The sequence below is a fragment of the Paractinoplanes aksuensis genome, assembly GCF_024137025.1.
In the GTDB taxonomy this organism is placed as follows: Bacteria; Actinomycetota; Actinomycetes; order Mycobacteriales; family Micromonosporaceae; genus Actinoplanes; species Actinoplanes aksuensis.
In genome coordinates this window covers 91,432-109,977 of record NZ_JAMYJR010000003.1, presented here as the reverse complement: position 1 = coordinate 109,977, position 18,546 = coordinate 91,432, and the positions used below count along the sequence as shown (strand labels likewise).

Here is an 18,546-nt window from a genome sequence, read left to right as displayed (position 1 = left end):
CCTGCGTGACATAGGGCCTCCCCGGCGAGGCTTGCTGGTCCAGCGGCACTACCCAAAGCTGTGACGCCGGTAACATCCGGGCCTCAGTACATGCCTGAGATCGACAGGATGTCAACCGTTCGTCACGCTCCGTGGGACATAAGGGCATTCGCCATTCGGCCGAACGTCCTAACTGGAGGCGACCCGCGCCTCGTTGCCGAAGACCTCGACCACATCGCCCGGGTGCAGCTGGCGGCCCCGGCGGGTGTCCACCTCGCCGTTGACCGAGACGTCCCCGGCGGCGATGAGGACCTTGCCCTCGCCACCGGTGTCGATGAGGTCGGCCAGCTTGAGGAACTGGCCCAGCCGGATCATGTCGCCGTCGATCGGAACGTCACGCATCCCGACATCATCCGGCAAAACTTTTCCGCGGGCGTTGAACCTTTGACGCCTGTGATCCGAACTACCCCTCGTGAGGCACTTTCAGCTGGCCCGCCGCGCGGGCGTCCCGGTCGTCGCCGCCGCCCTCGGCGCGCTCGTCGCCACCCCGGCCCTGGCCGACGCCAAGGTCGTGGCGCCCGAGACGGCCTATCAGGGCAGCGGGCAGAACGTGACCCTGCGCGTCACCAACGACGGCACGGCGCCGATCCACACGATCACGGTGAAGTTCCGCGACGACACGCCGCTGGCCGAGGCCTATCCGCTGTCGGTCGAGAACTGGGCGCCGAGCATCAAGATGCGGAAGATCAACACGCCGCTGAAGACCCTGCACGGCGGCACCGAGACGACCGAGGTCGCCGCCTCGATCACCTGGCTCGCCATGCCCGGCAAGGATCTTCCCCCCGGATCGAGCACCGACCTGAGCGTCGCGGTCGGCCCGCTGCCGCAGCTGAGCGCCGTTCAGCTCGACGTCGCGACCACCCTGGCCGACGGCAAGCCCGGCCCGGCGATGCCCCCGGCCACCATGGCGCTCACCCCCGACCCCACCGGCGCTTACGCCGCGGCGGCGCACGCGCACGGTGGCGGCGGCGCCACCTCCAGCGGAACGACCGCGAGCGGCGAGGAGCAACTGTTCCAGCAGGCCATCGAGAACGCGGACCGCGGCTCGTCGATCTGGTCGTACGCGGGCTGGGTCGTGGCTGCTCTGGCCGTGGCCGGCGGCGCCGTCATGATGCTGCGCAACCGCCACCGGGCCGAGGACGACGAACCCGACGAGGAAGAGACCGTCGAGGAACCGGCGGCCGAGGAGAAGGAGCCCGTCGCGGCCGGCAGCAGCAAGTGGGCCTACAAGGGCTGATCAAGACTCCCGCGATGGTGGACGCGGGACACCGTCGTGATGGCGCGCGTGGGGCGCGGCGCACGACGTGCGGGTGGGGCCATTGGGCATGGCACGCGACCCGCGGACGAGGGGCGGAGGATTCACTTCTTCCGCCCCTCGAGTATGTCTGCCTACACCGAAACAGTCCGCGGTGACTTGAGCGCGTCGACGATCTCGCGCTCAACCCGTTCAGCTTGATCGTGCGGCACCTGGCACGTGCCGGCCGCGATGTGCCCGCCGCCGCCGTAGCGCAGCATCACCTCGCCCACGTCCACCGGCGAGGTGCGGTCGAGGATCGACTTTCCGCAGGCGAAGACGGTGTTGAGCTTCTGGCGGCCCCAGATCGCGTGCACCGACACGCGCGACTCCGGGAACAGCGCGTACACCATGAACCGGTTCCCGGCGTGGATCACCTCTTCGTTCCGCAGGTCGACCACGACCACGTCGCCGTCGACGTGGCTGACCCGCTTCAGCTGCTCGACGAACAGGTCGTGCTGGGCCCGGTACAGGTCGGCCCGCTCGGCCACGTCGGGCAGGGCCAGGATCTCGCGGACGTCGTTGTGCGCGATGCAGGCGTCGATGAGCTGCATCATCAGGTCGTAGTTGGAGATCCGGAACTCGCGGAACCGGCCCAGCCCGGTGCGGCTGTCCATCAGGAAGTTCAGCAGCGACCAGCCCTGCGGGTCGAGGATGTCCTCGAGCGCGTAGTCGGCCGAGTCGGCCTGGTCCACGGCGTACATGAGGCCGTTGGAGACGTCGGGGAAGCGCTTCTGGCCGCCGTAGTAGTCGTAGATGACCCGGGCCGCCGAGGGCGCGTCGGCATCGATGATGTGGTTGTCGAGGTTGCCCTCGTTGCGCAGCGTCTCGGAGTGGTGGTGGTCGAAGACCATGTAGGCCCCGGGCGCGTACGGCAAGTTGGTCAGGATGTCGTTCTCGGTGACCTCGACCTCCCCGTCCTGCACGTCCTTGGGGTGGACGAACTTGATGTCGTCGATCATGTCGAGGTGCCGCAGCAGCACCGCGCAGACCAAGCCGTCGAAGTCGCTTCGGGTCACCAGCCGATACTTCATTGCCTTAGTTTGCCACTTTTGTCGGTGTATCCCGGGTCGCATCGGGGGATGGAAGTGAACCTTTCCGACTCGACGCTGCGTAAAGTTCTGCTGGACGGTCCCAACGGTCGGAGGACACGTAAAAACCATGGACAACGCCCCACAGCTCATCCAGGAGCGCAGCGCCCCACCCGCCACGCTGGTGATCTTCGGCGCCTCGGGCGACCTGACCCGGCGCAAGCTGCTCCCGGCCGTGGAGAGCCTCGCCCGGCACAATCGCCTGCCCAGCCAGTTCGCCCTGGTCGGCGTGGCCCGCACGCCGATGGGCGACGAGCAGTTCGCCGACAGCCTGCTGGGCGACCGCCGCCTGCTCGACAAACCCCAGCTTCAGGGCGGCATCAGGTACGTATCGGGCGGCTACGACGACCCCGACACCTACAAGCGGCTGGCCGAGACCCTCGACCTGCTCGACGCCGAGCGGGGCACCGCCGGCAACCGCCTGTTCTACCTGTCCACCCCGGCCGAGGCGTTCGAGCCGGTGATCAACGGGCTGGCCGGGGCCGGTCTCAACCACGCGCGCGAGGGCTCGTTCTCGCGGCTGGTCATCGAGAAGCCGTACGGGCGTGACCTGCCCAGCGCCCGCGAGCTGGACGCCGTCGTGCACGGGTCGTTCGACGAGCCCCAGGTCTTCCGGATCGATCACTACCTCGGCAAAGACACCGTGCAGAACGTGCTCGCGCTGCGCTTCGCCAACTCGATCTTCCAGCCCATCTGGGACCGCTCCTGGGTCGACCACGTGCAGATCACCGTGGCCGAGACGCTCGGCGTCGGCACCCGGGGCGGCTTCTACGAGCACGCAGGCGCGATGCGCGACATCGTGCAGAACCACGTGCTGCAGGTGCTCGCGCTCGCCCTCATGGAGCCGCCGGCGTCGTTCGAGGCCGAGGGCCTGCGCAACGAGAAGGTGAAGCTGCTGCAGGCGATCCGGCTGCCCACCAACCGCGACATCGCCGACCTGGCCGTGCGCGGGCAGTACACGCGCGGCGGCACCCGGGACGACCTGATGGCCGGCTACCGCGAAGAGGTGGGCGTCGACCCGTTGTCGCGCACCGAGACGTACGCGGCCATGCGGCTCAACGTCGACAACTGGCGCTGGGCCGGCGTGCCCTTCTACGTGCGCACGGGAAAGAGGTTGCCGGCCCGGGTGACCGAGGTGGCCCTGCAGTTCCAGCGGCCGCCGCACCTGCCCATCCCGCAGGACCAGCTGACCGGGCTCGAGGCCGACGCGCTCATCCTGCGCATCCAGCCCAACGAGGGCATCTCGCTGCGCTTCGGCGCGAAGGTGCCGGGCCACTCGTTCCGGGTCCGCACGGCGTCGATGGACTTCTCGTACGAGCAGACGTTCGCCGAGGAGAGCCCCGAGGCGTACGAGCGGCTGCTGCTCGACGCGCTGCTGGGCGACCCGACGCTGTTCATCCGCAGCGACGAGGTCGAGCAGTCGTGGCGCGTGGTCGACCCGATCATCGAGCACTGGGCCTCGGACAACTCGCCGATCCCGACCTACGAGGCCGCCTCGTGGGGCCCGACCGACGCCGACCGCCTGATCGGGCGCTCCGGCCGGGCCTGGAAGAACACGATTTAGCTGGGTTTACGCGCGGCGAGGGTCTGCAGAGCCTTCGCCGCATGGTCGTTCATATTGGTTTCGGTGTGGATGATCTCGAGGATCGAGCGGTCGGTGTCGATCACGAAGGTCATCCGCTTCGAGCTGAGCGGGCCCAGCGGCAGCTTGCGCTTGACGCCCAGGGCCGAGGCGACCGAGTAGTCGGGGTCGCTGAGCAGCGGGTAGTCGAAGCCGTGCTTGTCCGAGAACTGCTTCTGCTTCTCGACCGGATCGCGGCTGATGCCGACCCGCTGCGCGCCGGCCTCGCGGAACTCGGCCGCCAGGTCGCGGAAGTTGCAGGCCTCGGCCGTGCAGCCGCTGCTGAGGGCGGCCGGGTAGAAGAACAGCACCACCGGGCCGTCGGCGAGCAGCGCGCTCAGCCGCCGCGGCGTGCCGTCCTGGTCCGGAAGCTCGAAATCATCGACGACGTCGCCCGCTTTGATGCTCACCGGGCAAACTTACCGCCCAGTAGGCGATTCGGCCATCGGGCATCGTCTCCCCTAGGGTGAGAGACATCGAAGTCCCACCCACCGGTCCCCCGCACATCTCCACCGAAAGCGACACACCCATGCAGGTCTCGGTCGCGCACCACCCGCCGAACACGGCCGTGCTGGTGCTGCGAGGTTCCCTCGACATCGACACCGCACCCGTGCTCAAGGCGAATCTGGCCCGTCTCGTCGACCGGCCCGCGCCCCGGGTCGTGGTGGACGTGTCGGGGCTCGACTTCTGCGACTCGATGGGTGTCGGCGTCCTGGTCACCGCGCACGGCCGGGCCCAGGAGAAGGACGGCTGGGTCCGGCTGGCCGCGCCGTCGGGCTTCCTGCGCCGCCTCTTCGACACGCTGGGGCTGACCGACTACCTGGCCCTGTTCCCCGACGTGGAAACCGCCCTGAAGGATTAACCCCCAAGGCGGTTTCCCGTACGGTGTTCTAGCTGGTCAGGCCGAAGACGATCCGGCCGAGGGTGTCCTCGGTGCCGACGAAGCCCTCGGCGGGCAGGAACGTGCTGTCACCGAAGTCGACGTCGATGTCGTCCGCGGTGCCGCCCACGCCGTCCGGCCCGACCCCGAACAGGGTGCCGAAGCCGGTGCCGCCCGCGTCCATCAGGTTGGGCAGCGCGTCCTGGTTGTCGGTGTGGAAGTCACCGAAGAAGTGACCGGCCTCGTGCGAGATCACGTTGGCCAGGCCCTGGGCGACGAACGCGAGCCGGTCGCTCTCGCTGGTCAGGTACGAGTTGAGCGACGCCGGCGACGAGCCCGCGGGCTCGCTCAGCACGTCCAGCAGCACCAGGGCGGTCTCCTCGGTCTCGAAGTTGCCCGGGTCGATGCTCTGGGCGATGCCGATCGTGTCGACGCCCGACTCGTCGATGGTGCCGCCGACCACGACGCGGCTGACGTTGGCCTTGCCCCACTGGTCGGCGTTGTCCTTGCTGTTGGCGATCTTGACCTTGAACTTGGGGTTGAGGCCGCTCTCCTCGAGGTCGTGCTTGATGTTCTCGGTGACCCCGGCGACGACGGCGTCGATCAGCGCGTCCTCGTCGGCCCGGGTCAGGCCCCAGCGGGTCAGGAACGCGGCCAGCGGCGAGAGGTCACGGTTGCCGGCGCCACCGAAGACGCCGGTGTTGACCCGGGCGCCGTCGAAGTCCAGGTACAGCGTCTGCTGCGGCTTGGCCCCCTGCAGCACCGGCCGGTACGCCTCGACCGTGATCTGGTAGGCGCCGGAGCCACTGGCCACGCCGACGTAGTGCCAGCCGGCCTTGGTCGCCACGTAATCGGTGACCGCGTTGCCGCCGGCGGGCAGCGGCGAGTCGACCGGGTAGATGTACGACGCGTCCTGACGCGACCCGTGCACCTCGCGCGGCTCGGTGTCGTAGACGGTCAGGTAGGTCGCCGAGCCGGTGACCGAGCCGCCGATGACGTCACCGGCCCGCAGCTTGATCGCGTAGAAGTCCTCGTCCACGCCGCCCGAGGTCAGGGTCAGCGTGTACGGGCCCTCGGTGGGCGGGGTCGGATCGCCGATGCCGCCGCCACTGCCCGAGTCGAACGGGTCGGCGGGCAGGCCGCCGTAGGCCGCGACCGCGAGGTAGTAGTCGCCGGTGGCCGGCACGCGGTAGACGATGCGGCTGTCGACCCCGGAGAAGTCGTCGTTGACCGCGACCAGGGTGCCGTCCGGCGTGAACAGCTGCAGCACCGTGTCCAGCGGACCGGTCGGCGTGGCCGTCGACAGGGTCAGCACCTTGCCGGCGGGCGCGGTGAGCTTGTAGAAGTCGAAGTCGTTGCTGCCGTCGCCGGTCTGCCGCCCGTGCGGGCCGTCGCCGATCTGCGAGGTGATGACCGCGCCGCTCTGGGTGCCGACGCCGATCCCGGTCGGGCCGGCCAGCGGGATCGCGCCGTTGTCCTCGGGCGCGGCGGCCACGGTCGGCGTGCTGACGACCTCGTTGTCCAGGCTGCCCAGGATCCGGATGTTCGGGAACTGGTTGGCGCCGGTGCCGTAGCCGTTGATCCGCTGCGCGTTGACCGGGACGTCGTTGCCGCCGGAGGAGCCGGGCAGTTCGTCCTCGTCGACCACGACCGCGGGCTTGGCCGCCGCGGCCTTGACGGCCGCCGACTTTGCGGCCTTGTCGCGCGTGGCCGCCTTGGCCTTGGACTGGGTCTTCATGTAGTTGGCCCAGCCCGAGTAGTCCACCTTGGCCGGATCGGCCACCTCGGCCAGGTACGGGTTCGGGCCCTTGGGCTTCGACCCGTACGGCGCCTTGGGCGCGATGCCGACCCCGGCCGCGAGCGAGGCCTGGTCGGCCGGGCTCAGCTTGTCGCCGGACGGCGCAAGAGCCTGCGGCCCCGCCTGCGCGGCCCCGGGCGTGATCAACGCGAGACCGAGAACCGCCACGGAGACGGTCGCGATGCTTCGTCGCATCTATTTCCCCCTTCAGCTCGTCGGCGGCCCCCCGGCCACCCAACGGCACCGCCGACGTTACTGAAGACGATCGTCAATATCTACATATGTCGATAGGGCGAAACACAGGTGACAAAAAGCCGCCCCGGAACCGGTCCGGGGCGGCTTTCGCGTACGCGGTGATCAGCTGGGCTGAACGGCCTCCAGGGCGGCCACGGCGGCGCCGCGGGCGCCGGCCATGTCGAGATCGGCGACCAGGGCGAAGGTGGCGGCGGCCTGCTGCTCGGCCCGCAGCTCGGTGCTCTCGCGGACCGTGTTGAGGAACCACTGCCGGAACTTCGGGGAGGCCTCGACGACACCGCCGCCCAGCAGGTAGGCGTCCGGGTCGGTGAAGTTGGCGGCGATCGTGAACAACTTGCCGATGGCCTTGGCCTGCTGCCCGAAGACGGCGAGGGCCAGCGGGTCCTCCTTTTCCGCGTACGACCGCAATTGCTTCGCCGCCTGCGGCAGGGGCTCGGCGGCCAGCGGGTGGTCGGGGAAACGGGTCAGCCAGTACGGCAGGAGGTTCTTCTTGATGCCGGTGAGCGACGCGATGCTTTCCACGTCGCCGGTGAAACCGCAGTTGCACTCGGGTACCGGCTGACCGACCTCGAGCACGCCGTGCAGCGGGATCTGCACGTGGCCGAGCTCGCCGGCCATGCCCGCGGCCCCGCTGACCACCTTGCCGTCCTCGACGACGCCGCCGCCCAGACCCGTGCCGACGATCGCCGCGACCGACGACTTGGTCATCGCCTCGGCCCCGAAGAGCTGGTGGTGGGCGTACAGGGCGGCCGCGTTGGCGTCGTTCAGATAGAAGACGGGCAGACCGATGCGGGCCTCGAGCGCGCTGCGGATGTCGAAGCCGTGCCACGACACCATGCTGAAGTTGGTCGCGCCCTTGGACGAGATGACGCCCTGGGCGCTGGCCGGCCCGGGGGTGTCGAGCCCGACCGCGCGGACCAAGGTCAGCGGGGTGCGGGTCAGCTCGAGAATGTTGTGGAAGGCGCCGGCCAGCTGCTCGATCGCCGATTCCGGGCCGTCGGTGACCAGGCTCGGATTCTCGACGAGGCTGTCGACCAGATATCGCCCCGTGGCGTCCAGCACCGTGGCGTTGTTGCAGGTGCCGCCGTTGTCGAGACCGACGACGACCCAGGAGGCGGGGGTCCGTACCGATTCAACCTGATCCACACCGGTGAGCGTACGTCCGACTTCGCCCCGGCGGTACGGGTGCGGGCGGATTGCGGGTCCGTTAGTCATGGTTGCAGCCGCGACGGACCGGCCGGGGCGGGTCGAACAATCTGGCATGACGACCCGACGCACGCTTCTCGCCGCCGGTGCCGCCACTGCTGTCGCCACCGCCGTGGCCGCTCCGGCCGCCGCTGCCCCGACCGCCTTGAGCTCCGCCCAGTTGGTCTCGGCCGACCCGTTCGCGCACCTGCTGCGCCGGGCCACCTTCGGCCCCACCCCGGCCACGCTGGCCGAGGCGGCCAAGCTGGGCGTCAACGGCTGGCTCGACCGGCAGCTCAACCCGTCCGCGATCGAGGACGCCGCCTGCGACAAGCTCGTCGCGCGGCTGCCGCTGGCCGGCGCGAGCATCGCCACCGTGCGCTCGTCGATCGCCAAGAACTCGTACGACGCGTTCAAGCAGCTGGGCCGGGCCGCGGTGGCCCGCGCCGCGTGGAGCAACCGGCAGCTGTTCGAGGTCACTGTCGCGTTCTGGGCCAACCACCTGCACGTGGCCGCGCCCTCCAGCGGTGTCTGGGACAGCCGTTCCGACTACGACACCCAGGTCATCCGCAAGCACGCGTTCGGCACGTTCGCCGACATGCTCAAGGCGTCGATGAAGCACCCGGCGATGCTGACCTACCTCGACAACCGCTCGTCGACCAAGGCCCACCCCAACGAGAACTACGCGCGTGAGCTGATGGAGCTGCACACCGTCGGCCTGGTCTACACCGAGCAGGACGTCTATGCGGCGGCCCGGCTGCTCACCGGCCTCACCGTCAACAGCAATGGCTCGTACGTGTACGAAGGTTCCCGCCACATCGTCGGTGCGGTCGAGATCGTCGGGTTCAAGCACGCCAACGCCACCCCGGCCGGGGGCGAGGCGGCGGCGCTGGCGTTCGCCGACCACCTGGCCCGGCACCCCGCCACCGCGCAGCGTCTGGCCGTCAAGCTGTGCCAGCGGTTCGTGGCCGACGAGGCGCCGGCGTCGCTGGTCAGCAAGCTGGCCAAGGTCTACCTGGACAACGGCACGGCGATCAAGCCCGTGCTGAAGGCCCTGTTCACCTCGCCCGAGTTCGCGGCGGCTTTCGGGCAGAAGGCACGGACGCCGTTCGAGGACCTGATCGCGACGATCCGGACGCTCGGGCTGGGACCGGAGTCCTCGGGCGTCAAGGCCCTCGATGCGCTGTACAACGGCCTGGTCAACGCGGGTAACGCGCCGTTCCGGTGGAGCCCGCCCAACGGCTTCCCCGACGTGGCCGCGGCCTGGGCGTCGCCGTCCGGCTTCCTGATGCGCTGCAACAACCACCTCAACCTGGCCGCCGGCTGGTACCCCACTTCCTTGGTGCGACCGGCCGACATGCTGAAGTCGCTGGTCCCGGCCCTGCCGGGCACTTACGGCGGGTTGGTCGACGCTTTGGCCGTACGCCTGATCGGGGTCAAGCTGCCGGCCGCGCACACGGCCGCCGTGCTCAGCGTCGCGGGCAAGCTGCCGACCAGTCCTCTGACCGCATCCGACAAGTCGCTCGCCGGCCACGCGCCGTACCTGATCGCGCTGGTCCTCGACGCGCCGTCCTTCCAGCTGAGGTGATCACTGATGTTCGATTGCGGTGAGAAGACGCTTTCGCGGCGTGGGCTGCTCGGCGCGGCCGCCCTGACCGGGCTGGCCGGCGCGGGGGTGTCGACCCAGCTCGCGTACGCGGCGCCCGGTTACACCGGCGACACGCTGGTCGTGCTGTCGCTGCACGGGGGCTTCGACGGGCTGTCGGCCCTGGCCCCGATCGGCGACCCCGACTACTACAAGGCGCGCCCCGGCATCGCCGTGCCCAAGGCCCAGGTCATCGCCGGCGACGGCAGTTTCGGCCTGCACCCGGCGCTGGCCCCGCTGCTGCCCCTGTGGAAGAGCGGCAAACTGGCCGGGGTGCACGCGGTCGGCCAGTCCAACCCGACCCGCTCACACTTCGCGGCCATGGAGGCGATGGAGAACGCCGCCCCCGGCACCTCGCTGCGCACGGGCTGGCTGGGCCGCATGCTGGGCGCGACCGGGGCGACCGGGGCCCTGGCCGGGGTCTCGGTCGGCGCGGCCATGCCCGACCGCCTGTTCGCCGGGCCCACGCCGTCGGTCTCGATGGCCGGGATCGACAAGTTCACGCTGGCCGGCGACTCCGCGTCCCGCCCGCGGGCGGCGGCGCTGCGGGCCATGTACGCCGACGCGCCCGCGCTGCAGGCCGCGCCCGCCCTGGCCGCCGACAAAGCGCTGACGGCCTCGGCCGCGGTGCGCTCGGCCACGTACACCCCGGCCAACGGCGCTGTTTATCCCGCGACCGAGCTGGGCGGGGCGCTGCGCGACGTGGCCCGGCTGATCAAGGCCAAGGTCGGCCTGGCCACGGCCGCGGTCGACTGCGGTGACTGGGACATGCACGAGGGGCTCGGTCCGGCCGTCAAGGGCCAGCGGATGTACGACAACCTGACCGACCTGGCCCTGGCCCTGGCGGCGTTCGCGGCCGACCTCGGCCCCGAGGGCATGAACTCGGTGACCCTGCTGACGATCAGCGAGTTCGGCCGCCGTGTGCAGGAGAACGGCTCACGCGGGGTCGACCACGGGCACGGCAACGCGATGCTGCTGCTCGGCGGCGGGGTCAAGGGCGGTCAGGTGTACGCGAAATGGCCCGGCCTGGCCCCGGCCGCGCTCGTGGCGGGCGACCTGGCGGTGACCACCGACTACCGGTCCGTGATCGGCGAAATCCTGCAGAAGCGCTGCGGGCTCGGGTCCCTCGACGGGGTGTTTCCCTCGGTCGCACCGTCGACGTTCGGCCTGGTCGCGGCCCGCTGACGAGGCGCCGGCGTCCGGCCTGGCCACGGTCTCGACGTTCCGGTGCGCGACCACGTTCTGACACCGGGTGTTGAACGAACGTTAACCTGATCGAGGAGTACTGGACCTCATAGCCCTCCCACCTCTGCGTTTAGGGTGGCCGTGATGGAACCAGCAACCGGGCACGTCGTCCTCGAGAGCGCCGTCGACGAGGGCTTCGCCTCGTTGCGGCTCCCCGCGCGCCCCCGGGCCGAGCGGTACGAGTTGGGCCGGTCACTGCGCGAACGCGCGCACCGGTCCGACATGGCGCACTGGTCGGCGCCGGCGACCCGGGTCGACCCGGTCACCCAGATCCAGCGGGCCAATGCGGGCCGGCAGCCCTGGCTCGTACCTGTGCGGGTCGGCCGGATGATCGCCTCGCCCTACGCGTACCTGCGGGGTTCGGCCAACGTGATGGCCGACGACTTCGCCACCCTGCCCGCGACCGGCATCACCCCGGTCATCTGCGGCGACGCCCACCTGGGCAACTTCGGCTTCTACGCCTCGCCCGAGCGCGAGCTGGTGTTCGACCTCAACGACTTCGACGAGGCCCACCCCGGCGCCTGGGAGTGGGACCTGCGCCGGCTCGTGACCAGCGTGTACGTGGCCGGCCGGCAGAACGGCTTCAAGGAGCACGCCTGCGCCGACGCCGTGCGGCACTGCGTCGAGGAATACCAGCTGCAGATCCAGCACCTGGCCGACCAGCCGCTGCTGGCCCGCTCGTTCGCCCAGATGGACGTCGACCGGCTGCGCTCGGCGGCGTCGCGGCCCAGCTTCCGGGCCGAGATCGACCGGGCCGCCCGCCGGGCCCGCCGCCGCACCAGCGACCGGGCGCTCCCCCGCTTCACCGAACGGCACGACGGCACGGCCCGCCTGGTCGAGGAGCCGCCGCTGATCACCCGGCCCAGCGACGGCGAACGGGAGCTGCTGGCCGAGGCGCTGGACGGCTACCTGAACACGTTGCCGCCGCACTGGGCGCGCATCCTGGCCGGTTACCGGATCGTCGACATCGCACACAAGGTGGTCGGCGTGGGGTCGGTCGGGCTCCGGGCGTACGTGGCCTTGTGCGAGGGTTCGAGCTCTTCGGACGTGCTGTTCCTGCAGCTCAAGCAGGCCCGGCGGTCGGTCGTGGCGCACCACCAGCACGGCGACGCGGCCTGGCACCGGCACCAGGGGCAGCGGGTGGTCGAGTATCAGCAGGCGCTGCAGACGGTGTCGGATCCGCTCCTGGGCTGGGCCACGGTCGGTGACATGCAGTTCTATGTGCGGCAGTTCCGCGACATGAAGGGCGCGATCGTCGTCGAGGGCATCGACGCGCCGGCCCTGGGCGACTACGCGGGCATCTGCGGCTACCTGCTGGCCAAGTCGCACGCCCGCACCAGCGGGGCCTCGATGATCGCGGGCTACATCGGCGGCAGCAGCAAGATGGCCGACGCTTTGAGTCGCTTCGCCCGCACGTACGCCGACCAGGTCGAACGGGACCACGCCGAGCTCTCCGCCGCCGTCCGCCAGGGCATCCTCCCGGCTCAGACCGCCTGACCCCGCCGCTGTTCCGCAGTTCGCCGCACCCCGGTTGCGGCTCGTCGCGGCCCGGCCCACATCATGATCGGGTGAGCATCCGAAACCGCGGGGCGGGCCCCCGATGAGCGGCCGCGTCAAGATCGACCACCCTGAGCTGCTGGAGTTCTGGACCGAGCGGCACCTGTGCACGCTGACCACGCTGCGCGCGGACGGCTCGCCGCACGTGGTCGCGGTCGGCGCCACCCTCGACCCGGCGGCCGGCCTGGCCCGGGTCATCTCGTCCTCCACGTCGGCCCACGTCCGGCACGTCCGCGCCGGTCAGACACGGGTGGCGATCTGCCAGGTCGAGGGCCCGCGCTGGGCCACCGTCGAGGGCCTGGCCGTGGTGCGCGACGACCCCGACGCGGTGGCCGAAGCCGTCGAGCGTTACGCCGCCCGCTACCGCACGCCCCGCCCCAACCCGGCGCGCGTGGCCATCGAGGTCACGGTCACCAAGATCCTCGGCTCGAGCCGCTTCCTCGACTCCTGACCCGCCGGCGGTGCGCGCCGATGGGAGCTGCTAGTAGCGGCGGCGGGCGAGGTGGACGACCACCTCGTCGCCGTCGGTCTTGCCGATCGCTTTGCGGACGGCGCCGTTGACGGGGAGTTTGTGGGTGCCGTCGCCGAGTGCCATGAAGGCCCCTTCGAACGGCTCGCCGTCGACGGTGCCGGCCACCTTGACCAGGCCCCGCGTCCCGAAGATCTCGGCCGAGCCGGGCAGCTGGACGCAGGTCCAGGTGTCGCGCTCCCGGACCTTGCCGAGCGTCGCGGTGAACGTGATGTCGAGCGGTCCGGCGACCATAGCGGGTCCTTTCCGTATGGGGCGTGTCCTGCCGATCACGCGGGCTACTGCGTGATCGACACGCCTTAGATCCAGCGGCTGCCCAGCCACATGCGGGCGCTCCAATCCTCGTACGGAATGGATATGCCCACAAATATCGGGAAGAAGTAGGCGAAACAGAGGGCCACGATGGCCACGTACATGCCGACGACTACCGTGCCCACGAGCTGGCGATCTGTTCGTGCCTTGCCCTGGGCTATGCCTTCGCGCGGGGTCATGATCGCGCCGAGGGCGTAGACGACGGCCAGGATCAGGAACGGCAGGGCCGGCAGCGCGTAGAACGAGAACATCGTCCGGCCGTCCTTGATCGCGTAGTAGAACCACGGGAGCAGGCCGGCCGCCACCGGGACCAGGATCGCCCACGCGCGCCAGTCGCGGCGGGCCAGGCCGAACCACAGCACGACAGCCAATGCGGGCAGGAACGACCACCACAGGATCGGCGTGCCGAGAAGAATGATCTGGCGGGCGCAGTTCGGCGCGCCGCAGTCGGTGCCACCCGGCCAATAGAAGTTGACCGGCCGGCCGATCAGCAGCCACTGCCACGGCCACGACTGATACGGGTGCTTCGAGGTCAGCCCGCTGTGGAACGAGTAGGCCTCCTGGTGGTAGTGCAGCAGGTTGAGCAGGGCGCCCAGGATCGGCGGCTCGCTCAGGCCGTTCGCCTCGCGGTAGTGCCGGAAGTAGCCGGTGTTGGTGACGAACCAGCCGGTCCAGGTGGCCAGATAGAAGATGAAGGTCAGAACGACACTGAGTACGCCCCAGCCCAGGTCGGGCAGGATCGAGCGGCGCAACCCGGCCGACTGGCGGGCCCGCACCCGCCACACCAGCACCAGCCCACCGAAGAAGGGCAGGAAGAACAGCGCGCTCCACTTCACGCCGCAGGCCAGGCCGAACAGCACGCCCGCGACCAGCAGCCACCACGGGACGATCCAGCGCTTCTGGCCCGTCTCGAGCTGCCGCAGCAGGCTGCGCCGGTAGTGATCACGGTCGAGCAGCACGGCGGCGAACGAGGCAAGAATGAAGAGCCCGAGGAAAATGTCGAGCAGCGACACCCGCGAGAGCACCAGCTGGAAGCCGTCGAGCGACAGCAGCAGCCCGGCCGTGCCGGCCAGCAGGATCGAGTGGAACAGCCGGTAGGCGACCCGGATCAGGATCAGCACCATCAGCGTGCCGGCGATCGCGGTCGGGACCCGCCAGCCCCACTCGTTGTTGCCGAAGACCAGCTCACCCAGCGCGATCAGCCACTTGCCGAGCGGCGGATGGACGACGTAGGCCGGGCCGTTGGTCTTCTCGGCGTCCCACTCGACCCCGTGGGTGAGCATGTCCCAGGCGTCGGTCGGGTAGTACACCTCGTCGAAGATGTACCCCTTGGCGTCGGCCAGGCCGTTGAGCCGCAGAATGCCCGCGATCACCACGACGACCGCTGTGACCAGCCACGAGTACGGGTTGAGCCAGTTCTCCAGGGTGGCCAGGCGCCGCCGCACGACGTCGGGCACGGAGCCGGCCGGTTCCGGGCTCCCCGGCGGTTCAGGATTCAGCTCGGTCTCTGCCGTCGCCGCAGTAGTCACCCCGGGATCGTAGGGCCTGCCGCCCGTTCGTGGCGCGCCAGATCAGCCCCGCGTGAATTATAGATCTGAATGCCTGGAGTTCTAGATCGTGCAAGCCACACCATCCACGCAGTTCCAGATCCGGCGACCAGGTCATCTAGGCCCGTCACTGAGGCGTGGCCGGCGAACCGGCGGTTGCCGGAGCACACCTGGGCTGCGCACCGGCGGGATGCGGGCCCGGCTGACGTCAATGCTGTCGGCGCTTCTACACGCAGCCGTCCCCACCCAACGCGGCGGCCGCTTCCAATACAGCTGCCACCTCTAGCGCCGCTACTGTCTCTATCGCCCCTACTGTCTCTAGCGCCCCTACTGTCTCTAGCGCCGCTGCCGCCTGCAACGCCGCTGCCGCCTGCAACGCCGCTGCCGCCTGCAACGCCGCTGCCGCCTGCAACGCCGCTGCCGCCTCTAAATGCGGCCGTCCGAGGTGAAGGGGCCGACGCGGGCGGGCAGCACGAGCCCGGCGGCGGACAGGCGCATCAGCAGGTCGTGCAGCTGGCGGCGGGGCAACGTCTCGTGCCGGGCGATCTCGGGATAGGCCACGCCCAGAGCCTGGGCCGCCTCGACCGCCCGGGTGCCAATGGCCGCCTCTACCGCCCACAGGCGATGGGCACGCATCGCGAGGTGGGCCGAGGCGGTGAGCTCATTGTGCAGACGCAGCAGACGGCGCAGATCGGCGGCGAGCTGCTCGATCGGCGGCCCGAACGGCTCCGGCGGACGCGGCCGGGCCGCCTCCCAACGGTCGGCGATCGCACCGCACCACTTCGGCGCCCAGACCACCACCGCGCCGAGCAAGGTCGGTGCGGCCACGATCAGCGCGAGCTTTCCCACATCCCAGAGATCCACTGACGCTCCCGGTTCGTTCCCGGCGTACTGATTTCTCCCAGCCCTCGGCCTCAGCCCGACACCCGGCTTCCCCGGCCCCCGGCCCCGGCCGGCACCCGATTCCCCCGGCCCCAGCCCGACATCCGGCTTCTCCAGCACCCGGCCTCAGCCCGGCACCCGGCTTCACCAGCACCCGGCCTCAGCCCGACACCCGGTTCCCCCGGCCCCCGGCCCCAGCCCGACACCCGGCTTCCGCCGGCTCCCGACTCCGCCCGACACACGGCTAGTTCTGTTTCCGGCGCTCGTGCGGCCCCCGGCTCACGGCTGCTCTCGCTCCGGCTCCGGGCTCGCTGCGGCGAGGCCGTCCTCCGACCATCCGTCGCACCGCGATCAGCGTCAACCCGATTGCCTCGCACAACGCACCCGTGGTGCGTCACGTGCGAAAACACGACACGCAACTCAGGGCGCGAAGCCGTCGACGGGCACAGTCCGCCAACATCGCCGGGCGGCACAGCGGACGGACTCCGCAAGGTCAACAAGCGCAGCTCCTCACCGGTATCGGGAGATCCGCAGCGCCAACCCGCACCGCTCCCCAACCAACGGAATGTCGGCCCAGTCGACAGCGGCACAGCGGAAGAATCCGCATGGTCAACGAGCGCGGCTCCACAACACCGCCGGAAGATCCGCAGCGCCAACCGACACCAATCGGAACGTCGTTGCAGTCGACAAACGCCCCCGCGGAACGCCGGAAAAATCCGCACGGTCAACGACCATGGCTCCACAACACCGCCGGAAGATCCGCAGCGCCAACCGACACGGCTCCCAACACCAACCGGAACGTCGTCGCAGTCGACAAACGCCCCCGCGACACACCGGAAAAATCCGCACGGTCAACGAGCACGGCTCCACCACACCGCCGGAAGATCCGCATGGCCAACGAGCGCGGATCCTCGACACTGCCGGAAGATCCGCAGCGCCAGACGACACCGCCCCACAGCAACTGGAGCGTCAGCGCAATCGACAACGGCACACGGGAGACATCCGCATGATCAACGAGCCTGGCTCCACAACGCCGCAGGAAGATCGACAGCGCCGACCGACACCGCTCCCCCATGTGGGCCGGAACGTCTGCGCGATCGGCAACGCCCCCGCGGTGCCGGGTCAGGGACTGTGTGGTCAGCGGACGCGGCCCCGGGGGACCAAGCGGGAGATCGGCATGGGTGGGGCGGGCAAGGGTGGGCCGTCGTAGCCGTGGACCTCGCCGAAGCGGGGGGTGTGGTCGGACCAGTCGGCGCGCATCTGGACTATTTCGTCGTGGTCGCGGGCGACGAAGTTCCACCACATGACCAGGCGTTCCTCGAAGGGCTCGCCGCCCAGCAGGAGCAAGCGGGACGGGGACTCGGTGGCGGCGGCCACGGACGTGCGGCCCGAGCCCAGATAGAGCAGGGGGCCCGGTTTGAGCGTGACGTCGTCGATCACGGGAGCACCGTCGAGCGCCAGCACGGCGTACTCGAAATCGGGTTTCAAAGGCAGCGTGGCCTGGGCCGATGGGGCGAGGGTGAGCTCGGCACCGATCAGTGGGGTGTGGCAGCGGGCCGGTGACGTGACGCCGGCGAACGTACCCATGATGACCTTGGCGGTGTAACCGGGCTCGGTGACGACCGGCAGATCGGCGTGGTGGGCGAAGGCCGGTGGCATGTCGCGGACGGCGTGCGGCAGCGCGACCCAGAGCTGGACGCCCTGCAGGACCGGGGTGTGGGCGGCCGGCGTCTCTTCCGAATGGGAGATGCCGCGGCCCGCGGTCATGAGGTTGAGCTGGCCGGGGCGGATCTCTTGGGCGTTGCCCAGGCTGTCGCGGTGGAAGACCTCGCCCGCGACCAACCAGGTGACCGTCTGCAGGCCGGTGTGGGGATGCGGGCCGACCCGCATGCCCTCGGACTCGGCGAGGTCGTGCGGGCCGTAGGCGTCGAGGAAGCACCACGCGCCGACCATGCGGCGCTGGCGGTTGGGCAGGGTGCGGGTGACAGCGAAGCCGCGGGGGCCGCCCAGCGCGACGGGGGCGCCCTCGAGCAGCTCCATGGCGGCCGGCGCGGACAGGCCGACCTCGGGATCCGCTTCGAAGCTACTCACACCGGGGACGCTACGCCCCGGGTGTGACAAAACAATGATGAGGCGAAACGGCGGCGGGGTGATACCCCGCCGCCGTTCCTGGTCCCGGCACTACCGCGCAGGCACGACCTCACACCGGCATGGGGGGCAGGACGATGTGAGCGTTCGCGTAACTGATGCGCGGCGGCGGCCTTCAGAGACGGGGGCGACGGCCGCCGGCCGGGGAGTTGAGGGTCTCGAGCGTCCAGACGTCGAGGCGGCGCAAGGCCGCCCGCCAGGTGGCGCGTACGGCGCCGAGGTCGAGGCGCGGCATGTACCGCTCCTTTCTATCGGTGTCGTGGCTCCACCCGGGACACCGTCGTCCCGGGCGCTCCTCCACCGTGACATCCCTTAGCACCTTGATCCGTTTCTGGGGAGCGTGTGTTGCGCCACTGCTGGAGCGGGAGGTTACTCGTCCGTATCGCCGGAACGGGTTTAAGTGTTGCTTAAGTTCGGCGCACGACGCTTGGTGACAGCGCGGTCGCTCCGCCTACTGATCTGTCGGCCCGCTGACAGCATTTGAACTGTTCGCCGCTGGTCCGCGTACTCTCCGCCGA

General features: G+C 70.0%; 16 protein-coding genes. 7 read left to right on the top strand and 9 right to left on the bottom strand.

What is annotated here, in order from left to right; translation table 11 throughout:
• Nucleotides 1-168: 168 nt before the first annotated feature.
• The gene (locus tag M1L60_RS04830) at nucleotides 169-381 is read right to left on the bottom strand and encodes an RNA-binding S4 domain-containing protein (RefSeq protein WP_253236054.1); all 213 of its coding nucleotides are present in this window, start codon (nucleotides 379-381) and stop codon (nucleotides 169-171) included.
• Nucleotides 382-451: 70 nt separating this feature from the next.
• Between M1L60_RS04830 and M1L60_RS04825 the strand changes: the two genes are divergently transcribed.
• A complete protein-coding gene (locus M1L60_RS04825; RefSeq protein ID WP_253236053.1) occupies nucleotides 452-1,276 on the top strand; it encodes a DUF1775 domain-containing protein in 825 nt (274 codons plus the stop codon).
• A 152-nt stretch (nucleotides 1,277-1,428) separates the two neighbouring features.
• Here the strand turns inward: M1L60_RS04825 and M1L60_RS04820 are convergent, their stop codons facing one another.
• Nucleotides 1,429-2,367, bottom strand: coding sequence for an exopolyphosphatase (locus tag M1L60_RS04820; RefSeq protein ID WP_253236052.1), 939 nt, complete (start codon nucleotides 2,365-2,367; stop codon nucleotides 1,429-1,431).
• 127 nt (nucleotides 2,368-2,494) lie between these two features.
• Here M1L60_RS04820 and zwf point away from each other — a divergent pair, with 127 nt between their 5' ends.
• Nucleotides 2,495-3,988 carry a glucose-6-phosphate dehydrogenase gene (gene zwf / locus M1L60_RS04815; RefSeq protein ID WP_253236051.1) on the top strand — a complete coding sequence of 498 codons (1,494 nt, stop codon included), beginning with the start codon at nucleotides 2,495-2,497 and terminating at the stop codon, nucleotides 3,986-3,988.
• Here the strand turns inward: zwf and M1L60_RS04810 are convergent.
• A complete protein-coding gene (locus M1L60_RS04810; protein ID WP_308208425.1) occupies nucleotides 3,985-4,455 on the bottom strand; it encodes a peroxiredoxin in 471 nt (156 codons plus the stop codon). The genes zwf and M1L60_RS04810 overlap by 4 nt on opposite strands.
• A 56-nt stretch (nucleotides 4,456-4,511) precedes the next feature.
• Between M1L60_RS04810 and M1L60_RS04805 the strand changes: the two genes are divergently transcribed.
• Nucleotides 4,512-4,907, top strand: a complete 396-nt coding sequence (locus M1L60_RS04805; protein ID WP_438862070.1) for an STAS domain-containing protein — start codon at nucleotides 4,512-4,514, stop codon at nucleotides 4,905-4,907.
• 28 nt (nucleotides 4,908-4,935) lie between these two features.
• On the opposite strand, the gene M1L60_RS04800 is transcribed toward M1L60_RS04805, so the two are convergent.
• Complete coding sequence (locus tag M1L60_RS04800) at nucleotides 4,936-6,918, bottom strand: PPC domain-containing protein (protein ID WP_253236050.1); 1,983 nt, start codon at nucleotides 6,916-6,918, stop codon at nucleotides 4,936-4,938.
• 162 nt (nucleotides 6,919-7,080) lie between these two features.
• Nucleotides 7,081-8,124, bottom strand: coding sequence for an ROK family protein (locus tag M1L60_RS04795; RefSeq protein WP_253236049.1), 1,044 nt, complete (start codon nucleotides 8,122-8,124; stop codon nucleotides 7,081-7,083).
• Nucleotides 8,125-8,239: 115 nt separating this feature from the next.
• Between M1L60_RS04795 and M1L60_RS04790 the strand changes: the two genes are divergently transcribed.
• From M1L60_RS04790 to M1L60_RS04775, 4 genes are all read left to right on the top strand, one after another.
• Nucleotides 8,240-9,751 (top strand): DUF1800 domain-containing protein, encoded by a 1,512-nt coding sequence (locus M1L60_RS04790; protein ID WP_253236048.1) that lies wholly within the window; start codon nucleotides 8,240-8,242, stop codon nucleotides 9,749-9,751.
• A gap of 6 nt (nucleotides 9,752-9,757) precedes the next feature.
• A complete protein-coding gene (locus tag M1L60_RS04785) occupies nucleotides 9,758-10,993 on the top strand; it encodes a DUF1501 domain-containing protein (RefSeq protein WP_253236047.1) in 1,236 nt (411 codons plus the stop codon).
• Between the two features lie 144 nt (nucleotides 10,994-11,137).
• A complete protein-coding gene (locus tag M1L60_RS04780) occupies nucleotides 11,138-12,550 on the top strand; it encodes a DUF2252 domain-containing protein (RefSeq protein WP_253236046.1) in 1,413 nt (470 codons plus the stop codon).
• Nucleotides 12,551-12,653: 103 nt separating this feature from the next.
• Nucleotides 12,654-13,061: a pyridoxamine 5'-phosphate oxidase family protein gene (locus M1L60_RS04775; protein ID WP_253236045.1), complete on the top strand. Its 408-nt coding sequence runs from the start codon at nucleotides 12,654-12,656 to the stop codon at nucleotides 13,059-13,061.
• A gap of 30 nt (nucleotides 13,062-13,091) precedes the next feature.
• On the opposite strand, the gene M1L60_RS04770 is transcribed toward M1L60_RS04775, so the two are convergent.
• The 4 genes from M1L60_RS04770 to M1L60_RS04755 form a co-directional block, all read right to left on the bottom strand.
• Nucleotides 13,092-13,373, bottom strand: coding sequence for a DUF1905 domain-containing protein (locus M1L60_RS04770; RefSeq protein ID WP_253236044.1), 282 nt, complete (start codon nucleotides 13,371-13,373; stop codon nucleotides 13,092-13,094).
• Nucleotides 13,374-13,438: 65 nt separating this feature from the next.
• Nucleotides 13,439-14,980 carry a dolichyl-phosphate-mannose--protein mannosyltransferase gene (locus tag M1L60_RS04765; protein ID WP_253236043.1) on the bottom strand — a complete coding sequence of 514 codons (1,542 nt, stop codon included), beginning with the start codon at nucleotides 14,978-14,980 and terminating at the stop codon, nucleotides 13,439-13,441.
• 444 nt (nucleotides 14,981-15,424) lie between these two features.
• Entirely contained in the window at nucleotides 15,425-15,862 is a 438-nt protein-coding gene (locus M1L60_RS04760; RefSeq protein WP_253236042.1) for a hypothetical protein, read from the bottom strand.
• 1,155 nt (nucleotides 15,863-17,017) lie between these two features.
• Nucleotides 17,018-17,971 (bottom strand): pirin family protein, encoded by a 954-nt coding sequence (locus M1L60_RS04755; protein ID WP_253236041.1) that lies wholly within the window; start codon nucleotides 17,969-17,971, stop codon nucleotides 17,018-17,020.
• Nucleotides 17,972-18,546: the final 575 nt, after the last annotated feature.

Bases quoted from the DNA above. Each gene is read 5' to 3' on its own strand.
- M1L60_RS04770 (WP_253236044.1), bottom strand. From the start codon at position 13,373: ATGGTCGCCGGACCGCTCGACATCACGTTCACCGCGACGCTCGGCAAG.
- M1L60_RS04820 (WP_253236052.1), bottom strand. From the start codon at position 2,367: ATGAAGTATCGGCTGGTGACCCGAAGCGACTTCGACGGCTTGGTCTGC.
- M1L60_RS04780 (WP_253236046.1), top strand. From the start codon at position 11,138: ATGGAACCAGCAACCGGGCACGTCGTCCTCGAGAGCGCCGTCGACGAG.
- M1L60_RS04800 (WP_253236050.1), bottom strand. From the start codon at position 6,918: ATGCGACGAAGCATCGCGACCGTCTCCGTGGCGGTTCTCGGTCTCGCG.
- M1L60_RS04790 (WP_253236048.1), top strand. From the start codon at position 8,240: ATGACGACCCGACGCACGCTTCTCGCCGCCGGTGCCGCCACTGCTGTC.
- zwf (WP_253236051.1), top strand. From the start codon at position 2,495: ATGGACAACGCCCCACAGCTCATCCAGGAGCGCAGCGCCCCACCCGCC.
- M1L60_RS04785 (WP_253236047.1), top strand. From the start codon at position 9,758: ATGTTCGATTGCGGTGAGAAGACGCTTTCGCGGCGTGGGCTGCTCGGC.
- M1L60_RS04775 (WP_253236045.1), top strand. From the start codon at position 12,654: ATGAGCGGCCGCGTCAAGATCGACCACCCTGAGCTGCTGGAGTTCTGG.
- M1L60_RS04830 (WP_253236054.1), bottom strand. From the start codon at position 381: ATGCGTGACGTTCCGATCGACGGCGACATGATCCGGCTGGGCCAGTTC.